Here is a 13429-nt window from a genome sequence, read left to right on the forward strand (position 1 = left end):
TGCAAGAGCCCTATTCGGAGCGCGTGACGGTCTTCTCGTCGCTCTTGTCGGCGACGTGGGTTGGCTCCGGCGTCGGTAGCGAAGAATCCTCGCCCGATCCGTCGAGATGGCCGTCGAACTCGTCGATCGCCTCGTCGCGTTCGGCACCACTCTGGTCGAGGTCGGCATCGACGCCCTTCGAGTGCTTCGCCGGGTCGACGGTGGTGTCCACTGATTCTTCGTTGTCGGTCATGGGATGCAGAGTGCCCCTCGGCACCCGATACAAACCCTCAGATTCCCTTCTCGATGGCGTACCGGGTCAGTTCCACGCGGTTGGCCAACTGCAATTTACGCAGCGTCGCCTGCACGTGGTTCTCGACGGTCCGATGACTGAGCGTCAAACGCGTCGCAATCTGCTTGGCGCTGAGCCCTTTTGCGACCAGACGCAGGACCTCGGTCTCCCGGTCGGTCAGAGTCGGGCGAGAGTCGGACTCCGGTTCCGGTGACGACGACATCCGCCGGAACTCCCCGAGTACCAGGCCCGCGAGGCCGGGGGTGAACACCGGCTGCCCGGCCGCAGTCGCGCGAACGGCGTCGAACAGTTCCTCCGCCGAGGCGCTCTTGACCAGGTAGCCCGTCGCACCCGCCTTGATCGCGTCGAGCACATCGCTGCGTTCCGCAGACGCAGAGAGCACCAGAATTCTCGTCTGCGGCGACGCGTCGAGGACGGTAACGGTGGCGTCGGCACCGTTGCCGTCGGGCAGATGCATGTCCATCAGCACGACGTCGGGTGTGGTGGCTCGGGCTCGCCGTCCGGCTGCGGCAACGCTGTCCGCGGTGGCGACGACACCGAATCCGGCGACCTCGAGATCACGGGCGACGCCGTCGCGCCACATCGGGTGATCGTCGACGACCATCACGGAGATCTCGGCGTTCGTTTCCTCGGTCATCTCGATCCCTTCGTTCGTGGAATACGAATCTCCCATTCGGTTCCTTCGCCCTCTGCGGTATCGAGTAGCGCAGTGCCACCCAGAGATTCGACGCGGCCCAGTATCGATTTCGACACGCCCATCCGGCCCTCGGCTTCGGCGGCGGCGAGCCGTCCGGTGGGGATTCCGTGGCCGTCGTCGCGGATGCTGACGATCAACTCCCCGTCGACGTCCTCGAGCAGGACGTAGGCCTTGGCTGCGGCACCCGCGTGACGTTCGACGTTGGACAGTGCGGTCGCCACGACAGCGGAGAGTTCCTCTGCGACATCGGATTCCACGAGTACCGGGTCGGCCGGAGTCGACACCGAGACAGCGGTACCCGCCTGGGTGCGCAGCAGTGCTCTGACATCGACGATGGAGCCGGTGTGATCGCCGCGCGGAGCTGCCTGCTCCGAGATCAGCACGCGCAGCGCCACTTCCTGTTCACCGGCGAGCTCGGCGAGTTCTGCTGCCGGCCCGCCAATTTCGAGACCGCGGCGACGGACGAGCGCCAACACCTGGAGCACACCGTCGTGCACCTGCCGGGCGAGCCGCTCACGTTCCTCGGTGATCGCGGCCGATCGTGCTGCGCGCCGCAACTCTTCGTGAGCGCGCCAGGCGGTGTTCGACGCCATTCCCAGTGCCAGCCCGGCCGAGAGCAACACCGGAGCGGTGGCGTCGGACCACAGATCGGTGTCGAAGCGGTCGCGCACGAGCGCACTGACCAGCGACATCACCACACCCGACGCGATACCGCCTTTGGGGCCCAGCAGAATTGCCGCGGAGATGACCGCATTGGTTGCCCACAGGGTGGTCGGTAGGGTCTGACGGGTGCTGTACCAGTCGTAGTCGGCTACCAGTCGCGTCGACGCCATCAACGCGACGACGATGATCTGATCGGCGAGCACCACCTGCCAGCGCGGCAGCGATGCGCGCGCGAGCATCAACGCCGACGCCCCCGACCACACAGCCATCAGGGCGACGAACACCCAGCTCAGCCGGGGGTTGGTGTAGTTGTCGACGGTGGCAGCCTGGTAGCTGATCGCGTAGACGAGGGTGACCAGTCGAAAGGCTTGCGAGGCCCGCCACAGCGGAGTGTCGGGATCGGACGAGGTGGGCGTGGTGCGCACCCGGTCAGCCGTCCGCATCGTTCGTCCGGTCCGGAGTCTTCAGCTCCCCCTTGGCGAGTCGATCGGGCTCGGTCGAGCCGGGCGGTGTGTGTGGGTCACTCGGTTCGGCCGCGTACAGCGGGTCGGTCGGTTCGAGTTCCTCGTAGACCTCCTCCGGATCGTCGGCCAGCAGAGACCGCACGGCGGTGTTGAGGACTGCGACGATCGGTACGGCGAGCAGGCCGCCGACGATGCCGGCAAGCAGGATTCCGACGGTGATGGACAGCACCACTGCCAGTGGATGCAGCCGTACCGCGCGTCCGAGCAGGAGTGGTTGCAGCACATGCCCTTCGAGTTGCATGACGGCCACCACGATGCCGAGGGTGATGACGGCGGTGATCAGGCCCTTGGTCACCAGCGCGATGAACACGGCGACGAACCCGGTCAACACGGCACCGATGATCGGGATGAACGCGCCGATGAACACCAGCGAGGCCAACGGGAGAGCCAGCGGCACACCGAGAATGGCGAGCCCGGCACCGATGCCGATCGCATCCGCGGCCGCCACGGCCACCGTCGCACGGACGTATCCCACGAGCGACCCGAAACCCTGGATGCCTGCAGTGCGAATCTTCCGACGCGCCTTCGTCGGTGCCAACCGCGTGATGAACTGCCAGATCTGATCGCCGCCGTACAGGAAGAAGATCAGGATGAACAGGGTGAGCAGTGCGCCGGTGAGAATCTCGCCGATCACCGTCGCCGTGGTCAGCGCTCCACTGGTGACGGCCTCCTGGTTGTCCTGAATGACCTTGACGAGGTTGTCGGTGGCCTGTCGAATCTGGTCTTCACTGATGTGCAACGGTCCGCTGCTGAGCCATTCCTCGACGCCGTTGATCGATTGGGTGAACTGATCGCCCACCTGCGGCAGACCTTCGATGAACTGCTCGACGATGAAGGTCATGATTCCGGCGACGACGCCGAGGCTGGCGATGATGACGACGATCACCGCCACGGCCCGCGGCACGCCGCGTCGCTGCATCCAGTCGACGACGGGCACGAGCATCGCCGCCGCCAACAGCGCGAGGCCCAGAGGGATCACGACGGTACTCAGCCTCGCCACCACGTAGGCGAAGGTGATGAATCCGGCGAACAGGACAAGCAGTCGCCACGTCCATTCCGCCCCGACCCGCACCATCGGGTGCACCGAATCCGCCGCCGAAGTGGGGCCCGGGGACGCCCCCGTACCTTGCGCCCGCAACTCGTCGGTGCTCACCCGCTAAATTTAACCTGTGCTGGCATCTTTCCGAGCGGTCTCGCTCACCCTGAAGAGTCGCTGGCCGCTCTATATGTTCTCGATGCTCATCGCCAACGTCTTCGGTGCGGTGCTCGTATTCGCATTCGTGCGTTACGGCCTGCCCATCCCGGAATCGGATTCGATCGTCGCCGACCGAGTTCGCAACGTCTACATCTTCGGGGCATATCTCGGTGTTGCCCTGGTGGTGAGCCTGATCTACGCGTACACATTGCTGCGCTCGGTCATCCGGTGGCAGCTTCGTGGGGGCCCGCCCACCCGCAAGGAGCAGATGACGACGCTGCACGCCCCGCTGCGGCAGGCGATCGTGCACCTGATTCTGTGGATCATCGGCGGCATCATCTTCGTGTTGCTGACCATCGCGGAGATGCCGTCGCTCTCGATCGCTGTCATCGTCACCGTCGGCATGGCCGCCACGGTGACGTTCGGCTTCACCTACATGCTCGGCGAGCGCATTCTGCGGCCCGTCGCGGCACTGGCTCTGAGCGAGGGGCGCTTCGACCGGACGATGACGCCCGGCGTCGGCACCCGGATGGCCATGACGTGGGGGCTGGGCACGTTGATGCCCGTCATCGGCATCATCCTGCTGTGTGCCACCCAGCTGACCACCGATCTGGTGTTCTCGCCCAACGCACTGGCCGTGGCCATCATCCTGCTCAGCGTGCTGGCCATCGTGCAGGCGTTCGTACTCTCGATGCTCACCGCGAGCCAGATCTCCGATCCGATCAGTCAGCTGCACAGCGCGATCGAGCGCGTGCAGCGCGGCGAGACGGACGTCGAGGTCGATGTGTTCGACGGTTCCGAGATCGGCCGCCTCCAGGTCGGCTTCAACCGCATGATGGAGGAATCGGCCGAGCGTCGCGTCCTGCGCGAGCTGTTCGGCCAGCACGTCGGCGAGGACGTGGCGCGTCGCGCCTTGCAGTTCGGAACCGAACTCGGCGGCGAGACACGATTCGTCGCCGTGCTGTTCGTCGACATGGTCGGCTCCACCGCCACCGCCTCCGAGCGCCCACCGAGCGAGGTCGTGGTGTTGCTCAACGAGTTCTTCCGCGTCGTCGTCGATGTGGTCGGGCGGCATCACGGATTCGTCAACAAATTCATGGGCGACGCGGCCCTGGCCATTTTCGGAGCCCCGCTCGATCGTCCGGACGCTCCCACTGCCGCACTTGCCGCCGCCCGTGAACTGCGGTTCGCGCTGAACGAGATCACCGGCCTCGACATCGGCATCGGCGTGTCCGCGGGACTGGCCGTCGCCGGCAACATCGGCGCTGCCGAACGCTTCGAGTACACGGTCATCGGCGACCCGGTCAACGAGGCCTCACGACTCACCGAGCTGGCAAAACTGCGTCCCGGACGCGTCCTGGCGTCGACCTCGGCCCTGTACTTCGCCGACGACGAGGAACAGGAACAGTGGGAGCTGGGAGACCAGGTGCAACTGCGTGGTCGACGACGTGCCACGCACCTGGCCTGGCCGGTGGAGTTTCCCGACGTCACACCGGCCGACAGTTAGTCTGACAAGGTGCCCGACCCCAGCTCCACCCGCGGACCTGCCGTGCGGCGTCCGCGGAACCGGCTCCGGTGGGTCAAGTGGATCGCCGGCATCGCCCTGGTGGCCCTGCTGGTGGGCGAGGGTATTTATCTGTGGCCGCGACTGCACGAATCCTGGACCGCCGTCCGCGAAATCCACTGGGGCTGGTTGGCGGCCTGCGTCGTTGCCCAGGCGGTGTCGCTGAGCGCCTTCGGCCGAGTGCAGAAGCAATTGCTGGACGCGGGCGGCGTGAAAGTGCGTCAGCGCAAGTCCGTGGCCGTCATCTACGGCAGTACCGCGATGGCGCTCACCCTCCCCGCCGGTCAGGTGTTCTCGACGGCGTTCACCTATCGCGAGACCCGGCGCTGGGGCGCGAGTCCGGTCGTGGCGTCGTGGCAGCTGGCGATCTCCGGCGTCATCGCCGCGGCCGGGTTGGCGGTGCTCGGCGTGGCCGGCGGACTGGTCGTCGGCAGTTCGTTCAATGCCTTCACCGTGGTACTTCCGATTGCCGGTGTCATCGCCATCGTCGCCGCCGTTCGCTACATCTCGAACCACCCGGAGTCCATTCGGCAGATCGCCCGCTGGGGTCTTCGCAAATACAACGCGTTCCGTAATCACGAGCTCGACGCCGGTGCCGAGGCAATCGACAAGATCATCGGTCAGGTCCAGTCCGTGCAGCTCGGAAAGCGGGACGGCGCACTCACACTCTCCTGGTCGGCCGTGCATCGACTCGGGGATGTGGCGTGTCTCGCCTTCGCCTGCTTCGCCGTCGGTGCAGATCCACGACTGTCCGGTTTGCTCATCGCCTTCGCGGCGGGCAAAGCCGTCGGATCCGTTCCGCTTGCGCCCGGCGGCCTGGTTGTCGTCGACGCCACCCTCATCGCGTTCCTGACCAGCGCCGCGTCGATCACCGCGTCGCAGGCGGTCGCGTCGGCGCTGGTGTATCGCGGAGTCAGCTTCATCCTCGTCGCCGTCGTCGGGTGGATCGTGTTTCTGGTGCTCTTTCGCAAGCATCAGCATGCCGATCTCGAATTCGACATCGCGCTCGAACAGCAGGAGACCGCCGAGCTGCGACGCACCGAGGACAGCCGGGACGCGAAGGGCGATCCCGAGCAGGCGTAAACGCTTTGGACTCAGTGGCGTCCGTCACTTTCTGTTCATCCGGAATATATACGGACCCCGGTCCGCTTGTGTACTATGAGCATTGAAACTTCAACCCCATAGGAGTCACCATGACCACCGCCATCGCACTTCCCGAGCTCACCGCAGGCACCTGGGCCATCGACGCAACGCACTCCACCGTCGGATTCACCGTGCGCCACCTGGTGGTCAGCAAGGTCCGCGGCCGTTTCCAGGCCTTTACCGGCACCATCACCGTCGACGCCGACGGCACCCCGTCGGTCGACGCCGAGATCGACGTCACCTCGATCACCACCGACAACGCCCAGCGCGACGGCCACCTCAAGACCGCCGATTTCTTCGAGGTCGAGAAGTTCCCCACCGCAACGTTCAAGTCCACCTCGGTCAAGGCCGACGGCGGAGACTTCATCGTCACCGGTGACTTCACCCTCCACGGCGTCACCAACTCCATCGACCTCAAGCTCGAGTTCAACGGCGTCAACGCCGGCATGGGCAACGGACCGGTCGCCGGCTTCGAGGCCAGCACCGTCATCAACCGCAAGGACTTCGGCATCAGCATCGACATGCCCCTCGAAGGCGGCGGCGCAGTCGTCGGCGACAAGATCACGCTGAACCTCGAAATCGAAGCCGGACTGCAGGCGTAATTCGTTCGCGTTTCGCTTTCCCTGCCCTCCCCCCGTCCGGATCAATGCGCCTTTGTTGCACTCCAACCGACTGAAACCCACATTGATCCATCCGGGGTGGACCATCGAACGGCCCGTATCGCATCAGCGGTACGGGCCGTTCGGCGTAGGTGTCTACAGTGGTGCCCGTGAAGTTTCGCTCCCCCGTAGTTGCTGCCGTGCTCGACTTGCTGATGGTCGTGTTGTTCGCCGCCATCGGCCGTCGCAGTCACGAGGAGGCCACGGCGCTGTCCGGCCTCGTCCACACCGCGTGGCCCTTCGTCGTCGGCGCTGCGATCGGCTGGGTCGTCACGTTCGCTCTGTACCGCAACAAGTTCGACGCTTTTCTCATCGTCCCGACGGGCATCGTCGTGTGGGTGATGACGGTGGCAGTGGGCATGGTGTTGCGTGCCCTGACCGGGCAGGGAACAGCCGGATCCTTCATCGTCGTCGCGACGATTTCCACCGCAGTTCTGCTGCTCGGTTGGCGCGCGCTCGCCAGATTCGTTCCCTCGGTTCGGTGACTGGGGCCTTCTCGCGATAGGATCATCCACGGTGCGCCGGGAAGTCTGGTCGGCAACTGTTCTGTGCTGCGCGCATGCCCTTTCATTCGACGGGTTCGCACTGCACGACGTTGCTACCGAAAGGCCTTGTCACTGTGACTGATTCACCGAGTCCGTCTGATTCACCGAGTCCGAAAACCCGTTTGCCGCTGTTCTCCCGCGGTTCCTGGTCCGAAGCGGACCGCATGGCGCAAATCCTGCGCAAGGAGACCGTCGGCGGCGCCTTGCTCCTCGTCGCCACTCTCGTCGCGTTGATCTGGGCCAACTCGCCCTGGTCCGCCGCCTACGACACTCTGATGAGCACTCGCGTCGGGCCGTCGGCGCTGCATCTCGATCTGACGCTCTCGACCTGGGCCGCCGACGGGCTGCTGGCCATCTTCTTCTTCGTCGTCGGACTCGAACTCAAACGCGAGTTCGTCGCCGGCGACCTCCGCGATCCGGCGCGGGCCGCACTTCCGGTGGCCGCAGCCGTCGGCGGAATGGCGGTTCCCGCAATCATTTTCGTGCTGTTCAACCTCAGCACCGGGGACGGCGCGCTTCTCGGCTGGGCCATTCCCACGGCAACCGATATCGCGTTCGCCGTCGCCGTTCTGGCTGTGATCAGCACGCATCTTCCCACTGCGTTGCGCACTTTCCTGCTGACTCTGGCCGTGGTCGACGACCTGCTGGCCGTGAGTGTCATCGCAATCTTCTACACCGACGACATCAACTTCCTCGCGCTCGGCCTGACGCTGATTCCGCTTGCCCTGTTCGCCGTCGCCGTGCAGATGCGCGTCCGCTCGTGGTGGGTTCTCATCCCATTGGCCGTGGTGACGTGGGCACTGATGCACGAGTCCGGAATTCACGCGACGGTCGCAGGCGTACTGCTCGGCTTCGCCGTCCCCGTCATTCGCAGTAAGGCCAACGGCGGTCCCGACGCCGGACCTGGCCTCGCCGAACACTTCGAGCACAAGATTCGGCCCATCTCCGCAGGAATCGCGGTGCCGCTGTTCGCCTTCTGCGCGGCGGGAGTGACGGTCGGTGGATTCTCCGGACTCCGCAGCGCACTGACCGACCCGATCGCCATCGGCATCATCGCCGGTCTCGTCATCGGTAAGACCATCGGCATCTTCGGCACCACGTATCTCGTATCTCGATTCACCCGGGCGACGCTCGACGCCGGACTCAAATGGCTCGACGTCCTCGGCGTCGCGATGCTCGCCGGTATCGGCTTCACGGTGTCGTTGCTCATCGGCGACCTGGCCTTCGGTGAAGGAACCCAGCGCGACGACCACGTCAAGGTCGGTGTGCTGACCGGTTCGATCATTGCGGCCACCATCGCGTCGATCATTCTGCGCACCCGCAACAAGGCCTACCGGGACTTCTACATCGAAGAGACCCGCGACGACGACCACGACGGAATCCCGGACGTGTATCAGCAGAAGAAGTAGCAATCGTTGGAATTCGGATCGCTCGGTGACACGATGTGTCCGTGAGCGAAACCGTGCGCGAACTGTTGACCCGGTACATCGACACCGGACTGATGCCGGGGGCAGTCGCTCTCCTGGGTGGCCCTGACACAGAACCTGTCGCGGTCGGGTCATCGGCGGTCGGCGGTCCACCGATGACAGTCGACGCCATCGTCCGGATTCAGTCGATGACCAAGATCGTCACCAGTGTGGCCGCCCTGCGACTGGTGGAGGCGGGCCGACTGACGCTGGACGACGACGTCCTGCCCTGGCTTCCCGAACTTGCCGAACGTCCTGTGCTCACCCGCCCCGATGCTGCACTCGACGACGTCGTTCCTCTGGACCGACCGATCACGTTGCGGCACTTGCTCACCAACACCAGTGGGTTCGGGATTCAGATGGACGGCACTCCCCTGGCCCGAGCGATGAGCGACAACGGAACGGAAGCCGGCCCCGCGCCGTCTCCGCTCGGGGCAGACGAGTGGCTGGCACGCATGGCGGAACTGCCACTGGCTTTTCAGCCCGGTACCGGGTGGCGCTATCACCACGGCTTTGCGATCCTCGGCATCCTCGTCTCTCGCATCGTCGGTCGACCTCTGCAGGATCACCTGAGTGACGACCTGTTCGGGCCACTCGGCATGCCCGACACCGGACTGTGGGTTCCGACCGACCGATGTCATCGCCTGACCGCGGCCTACAAGCTCGAGAACGGGTCGTTGATCGAGACCGAATCCGCCGCAGGCGGGGCCTACGCGGGCCCGCCCGCAGTCGACGTGAGTCACGGCGAGTTGGTGTCGACGGTCACCGACTTTCACCGCTTCCTTCGTGCGATCCCGACGCTGATATCCGCCGAGCACCTGGAGCAGACGACACACGACCAGGTGCCCGCGTCGCTCAAGACCGACGAGAGTTTCTACCCGGGCTTCTGGCCGGGTACGGGGTGGGGATTCGGCGTTTCCGTCGTCACCGAAGGACATCACCTCGGTCGTTACGGATGGTCCGGCGGCCAGGGCACCGACTTCTTCGTCGACCCGGACGGAACGGTCGGCATTCTGCTGACGCAGACCGAACTGGGCGAGGCCACCTTTGCGCTGCTGTCGGATTTCCAGGAACTGCGCTGAGTCGTTCGCAGCACCTACAGTTGTCGCCGTGATCGACAACCGGTTTCGGGCATGACCGACCCTCAGCCGCTGGCTCGTCGCCTCGGACTGTTCGACGCCGTCGTCATCGGAGTCGGCTCGATGGTGGGTGCCGGAGTGTTCGCGTCGTTCGCCCCTGCGTCGGCCGTCGCAGGTGCAGGCCTGCTGATCGGTCTTGCCGTCGCCGCTGTCGTGGCGTTCTGCAATGCGACGTCTTCTGCGCAACTGGCCGCGCAATATCCGACGTCGGGTGGCACGTACATCTACGGCCGGGAACGACTCGGAGCGTGGCCGGGATTTCTGGCTGGGTGGTGCTTCGTCATCGGCAAGACCGCGAGTTCGGCGGCCATGGCGTTGGTGTTCGCGGCCTACGTCGCACCTGCTGGTTACGCGAAAGTCGTTGCTGTCGTGGCTGTTCTTGCGTTGACGGCAGTGAACTACTTCGGTATCACCCGCACGGCGATGCTGACCAAGGTCATCGTCACCGCCGTGCTGACCGTCCTGTGTGTGGGGGTGGTGCTCGGTCTCACCGGTACGTCCGGGCCGACCGTCGACGGACTTAGATCGTTCACCGATGACGGGTGGTACGGGATTCTGCAGTCGGCCGGTCTGTTGTTCTTCGCCTTCGCGGGCTACGCACGTATCGCGACCCTGGGTGAGGAAGTGGTGCGGCCCGAGCGCACCATTCCTCGCGCCATCGTCTCTGCGCTGGGTGTCGCGTTGCTCGTCTACGCAGTGGTCGCGCTGACCTTGCTGTCGGTACTCGGCCCGGATCTACTGGCGGCGTCGTCGGCCCCATTGGTCGATCTCGTCGAGTCATCGGGCTCTTCGTGGGCAATACCCGTCATGCGCGTCGGCGCTGGGCTGGCCGCACTCGGCGCACTGCTGGCCCTCATCGCCGGCATCGGACGCACGTCGCTCGCCATGGCCCGCCACGGCGATCTGCCGTCGTATCTGACGGCGGTCCATCCCCGCTACTCCGTTCCGCATCGCGCCGAGATCACTCTTGCCGCGATCGTCTGCATCCTCGTTCTCCTCGTCGATCTGCGGAACGCCATCGGATTCTCGTCGTTCGGGGTGTTGCTGTACTACCTGGTTGCGAACCTGAGCGCGTTTACGCAGGGACCCGCGAACCGGCGGTACCCCAAGGTTCTACAGATCGTCGGCAGCATCGGATGCGTCGTCCTGATTGCCACGCTGCCTGCCTCGTCCATCGCCGTCGGAACCGTCGTGGTCGTGCTCGGCGTTCTGTACCGCCTTCTTCGAGTTCGGCAACTGTTCACTTGACGATTGATTTGACGACCGTCAATATAGACGCATGTCGAATCAAGACCAGGAGTGCTGCTCGCCGCTGATCCGCGAACCCTTGAACGCGGATTGGGCCGGAGATCTTGCCCGCATGTTCAAAGCATTGGGCGATCCGGTGCGCCTTCGCCTACTCAGCCTCGTGGCCAGCCACGCAGGCGGCGAAGCGTGTGTCTGCGATATCTCCCCCGCCTTCGACTTGTCGCAGCCCACCATTTCCCACCACCTCAAGGTCTTGCGCGAGGCGGGGTTGCTCGACTGCGAACGACGCGGCACCTGGGTCTACTACTCGGTCGTTCCCGCTGCGCTGCAACAACTGTCGGCAGTGCTCAGCGCTGCGGAGCCCACGGAGGTCATGGCATGAGTACGACGACCGATACCGCCGTAGTCGGCAAGCTCTCCACTCTCGACCGGTTCCTACCCGTCTGGATCGGCGTGGCGATGGTCGTCGGTCTGCTGCTGGGGCGCATGATCCCCGGACTGAACGACGCCTTGTCGTCCATCTCCATCGACGGGGTGTCGCTCCCGATCGCCATCGGACTGCTGATCATGATGTACCCGGTGCTGGCGAAGGTGCGCTACGACCGCCTGGACACCGTGACCGGCGACAAGCGACTGCTGATCGGATCGCTGGTCCTCAACTGGATCCTCGGTCCGGCCCTGATGTTCGCTCTCGCATGGCTTTTCCTGCCCGATCTGCCCGAGTACCGAACCGGCCTGATCATCGTCGGACTCGCTCGATGCATCGCGATGGTCATCATCTGGAACGACCTCGCCTGCGGAGACCGAGAAGCCGCCGCAGTTCTGGTCGCGATCAACTCGGTGTTCCAGGTATTCATGTTCGCGGTCCTCGGATGGTTCTACCTCTCGGTGCTTCCGGGTTGGCTCGGACTCGAGCAGACCACCATCGAGGCGTCGCCGTGGCAGATCGCCAAATCGGTGCTCATCTTCCTCGGAATCCCGTTGATAGCCGGATTCGCATCTCGTTTCTTCGGGGAACGCGCCAAGGGCCGCGAATGGTACGAGGAGAAGTTCATCCACAGGATCGCTCCATGGGCGCTCTACGGCCTGCTGTTCACGATCGTCATTCTCTTTGCACTGCAGGGTGATCGGATCACCTCACAGCCGCTCGACGTGGTGCGTATCGCGCTGCCACTGCTGGTGTACTTCGCAGTGATGTGGGGTGGCGGCTATGCCCTCGGCGCCGCGATGGGTCTGGGCTACGAACGCACCACCACCCTCGCATTCACCGCCGCCGGAAACAATTTCGAGCTTGCGATCGCCGTCGCCATCGCCACTTACGGCGCGACATCCGGGCAAGCGCTGGCCGGCGTCGTCGGACCACTCATCGAGGTGCCGGTGTTGGTCGGTCTCGTCTATGTCTCGCTCGCACTGCGTAAGCGCTTCTCTCCGAATACCGAACCCACAGAGGTGATCTGATGTCCGACACACCCAGCGTTCTGTTCGTCTGCGTCCACAACGCAGGCCGATCTCAGATGGCCGCCGGATTTCTGACCCACCTCGCCGGCGACACCGTCGAAGTACGTTCTGCCGGTAGCGCGCCCGCCGACACCATCAACTCAGCAGCGGTCGAGGCCATGGCCGAGTTAGGCATCGACATCTCGACGCAGTCCCCGAAGATCCTGACCCCCGAGGCCGTGGAGACATCCGACGTCGTGATCACCATGGGCTGCGGCGACGCCTGCCCGGTGTTCCCGGGTGTGAGTTACCGCGACTGGGCACTGGCCGATCCCGCCGGCAAGGGCGTCGAAGCCGTGCGTCCGATTCGTGACGAGATAAAAGGCCGAATCGAAGACTTGATCGCCGAACTGGTTCCAGCGAAGCAGAGTTCGGCCTCATGACAAGACCCAGCGTGCTGTTCGTCTGCGTCAAGAACGGCGGCAAGTCGCAGATGGCGGCCGGCCTGATGCGCAAGATCGCAGGCGATTCGGTGGACGTGCACTCTGCCGGAACAAAACCCGGCGGAGCTGTCAACGCACTGTCGGCCGAGTCTCTTCTCGAAGTCGGCGTCGACCTGTCCGGTGAGCAGCCGAAGCCGATCGACCCGGAGTTGTTGTCTCGCATCGACTACGTCATCACCCTCGGGAGCGAGGCACAGGTCGATCCAGTCGACGGTCCGATCTTCGAGAACTGGAACACCGACGAGCCGTCCGAACGCGGTATCGACGGAATCGAACGGATGCGTTTGGTACGCGACGATATTGCCGCTCGTGTCGATGAACTCGCGACCCGAATGCGCAGCACCGACGGTTGAG

General features: G+C 64.6%; 15 protein-coding genes. 11 read left to right on the forward strand and 4 right to left on the reverse strand.

The genetic code is table 11. The annotated features are described in order from the left end of the window. Positions 1-10: 10 nt before the first annotated feature. The 4 genes from ACFI9K_RS02340 to ACFI9K_RS02355 are packed head-to-tail and all read right to left on the reverse strand — an operon-like array spanning position 11 to position 3260. A complete protein-coding gene (locus ACFI9K_RS02340; RefSeq protein ID WP_462662037.1) occupies positions 11-232 on the reverse strand; it encodes an autophagy-related protein 2 in 222 nt (73 codons plus the stop codon). Positions 233-269: 37 nt separating this feature from the next. Then, on the reverse strand, positions 270-929 hold the full coding sequence (locus tag ACFI9K_RS02345) for a response regulator (protein ID WP_462662038.1): 660 nt from the start codon (positions 927-929) through the stop codon (positions 270-272). Then, positions 926-2095, reverse strand: a complete 1170-nt coding sequence (gene macS, locus ACFI9K_RS02350; protein WP_462662039.1) for a MacS family sensor histidine kinase — start codon at positions 2093-2095, stop codon at positions 926-928. Before macS ends, ACFI9K_RS02345 begins: the two co-directional genes overlap by 4 nt. Next, on the reverse strand, positions 2082-3260 hold the full coding sequence (locus tag ACFI9K_RS02355; protein ID WP_462662106.1) for an AI-2E family transporter: 1179 nt from the start codon (positions 3258-3260) through the stop codon (positions 2082-2084). Before ACFI9K_RS02355 ends, macS begins: the two co-directional genes overlap by 14 nt. 142 nt (positions 3261-3402) lie before the next feature. Between ACFI9K_RS02355 and ACFI9K_RS02360 the strand changes: the two genes are divergently transcribed. The 11 genes from ACFI9K_RS02360 (at position 3403) to ACFI9K_RS02410 (ending at position 13428) form a co-directional block, all read left to right on the forward strand. After that, a complete protein-coding gene (locus ACFI9K_RS02360) occupies positions 3403-4878 on the forward strand; it encodes an adenylate/guanylate cyclase domain-containing protein (RefSeq protein WP_462662107.1) in 1476 nt (491 codons plus the stop codon). 9 nt (positions 4879-4887) lie between these two features. After that, positions 4888-6018, forward strand: a complete 1131-nt coding sequence (locus ACFI9K_RS02365; RefSeq protein ID WP_462662040.1) for a lysylphosphatidylglycerol synthase transmembrane domain-containing protein — start codon at positions 4888-4890, stop codon at positions 6016-6018. A gap of 110 nt (positions 6019-6128) precedes the next feature. Beyond that, positions 6129-6680 carry a YceI family protein gene (locus tag ACFI9K_RS02370; RefSeq protein WP_269602917.1) on the forward strand — a complete coding sequence of 184 codons (552 nt, stop codon included), beginning with the start codon at positions 6129-6131 and terminating at the stop codon, positions 6678-6680. A gap of 161 nt (positions 6681-6841) precedes the next feature. Continuing rightward, positions 6842-7222, forward strand: a complete 381-nt coding sequence (locus ACFI9K_RS02375) for a DUF3054 domain-containing protein (RefSeq protein WP_462662108.1) — start codon at positions 6842-6844, stop codon at positions 7220-7222. A 224-nt stretch (positions 7223-7446) separates the two neighbouring features. Then, positions 7447-8691, forward strand: a complete 1245-nt coding sequence (nhaA, locus tag ACFI9K_RS02380; RefSeq protein ID WP_462662041.1) for a Na+/H+ antiporter NhaA — start codon at positions 7447-7449, stop codon at positions 8689-8691. 41 nt (positions 8692-8732) lie between these two features. Beyond that, on the forward strand, positions 8733-9830 hold the full coding sequence (locus tag ACFI9K_RS02385) for a serine hydrolase domain-containing protein (protein ID WP_462662042.1): 1098 nt from the start codon (positions 8733-8735) through the stop codon (positions 9828-9830). A 51-nt stretch (positions 9831-9881) separates the two neighbouring features. Further along, positions 9882-11135 carry an APC family permease gene (locus ACFI9K_RS02390; RefSeq protein WP_462662043.1) on the forward strand — a complete coding sequence of 418 codons (1254 nt, stop codon included), beginning with the start codon at positions 9882-9884 and terminating at the stop codon, positions 11133-11135. Positions 11136-11166: 31 nt separating this feature from the next. Continuing rightward, positions 11167-11517: an ArsR/SmtB family transcription factor gene (locus ACFI9K_RS02395; RefSeq protein WP_462662044.1), complete on the forward strand. Its 351-nt coding sequence runs from the start codon at positions 11167-11169 to the stop codon at positions 11515-11517. Continuing rightward, positions 11514-12593: an ACR3 family arsenite efflux transporter gene (gene arsB, locus ACFI9K_RS02400; protein ID WP_462662045.1), complete on the forward strand. Its 1080-nt coding sequence runs from the start codon at positions 11514-11516 to the stop codon at positions 12591-12593. The genes ACFI9K_RS02395 and arsB overlap by 4 nt, the downstream gene beginning before the upstream one ends. Then, the gene (locus ACFI9K_RS02405) at positions 12593-13015 is read left to right on the forward strand and encodes an arsenate reductase ArsC (protein ID WP_462662046.1); all 423 of its coding nucleotides are present in this window, start codon (positions 12593-12595) and stop codon (positions 13013-13015) included. The genes arsB and ACFI9K_RS02405 overlap by 1 nt, the downstream gene beginning before the upstream one ends. Further along, positions 13012-13428: an arsenate-mycothiol transferase ArsC gene (locus ACFI9K_RS02410; RefSeq protein ID WP_462662047.1), complete on the forward strand. Its 417-nt coding sequence runs from the start codon at positions 13012-13014 to the stop codon at positions 13426-13428. Before ACFI9K_RS02405 ends, ACFI9K_RS02410 begins: the two co-directional genes overlap by 4 nt. The last annotated feature ends 1 nt before the right edge of the window (position 13429 follow it).

The sequence above is a fragment of the Rhodococcus sp. PSi06 genome, assembly GCF_054960675.1.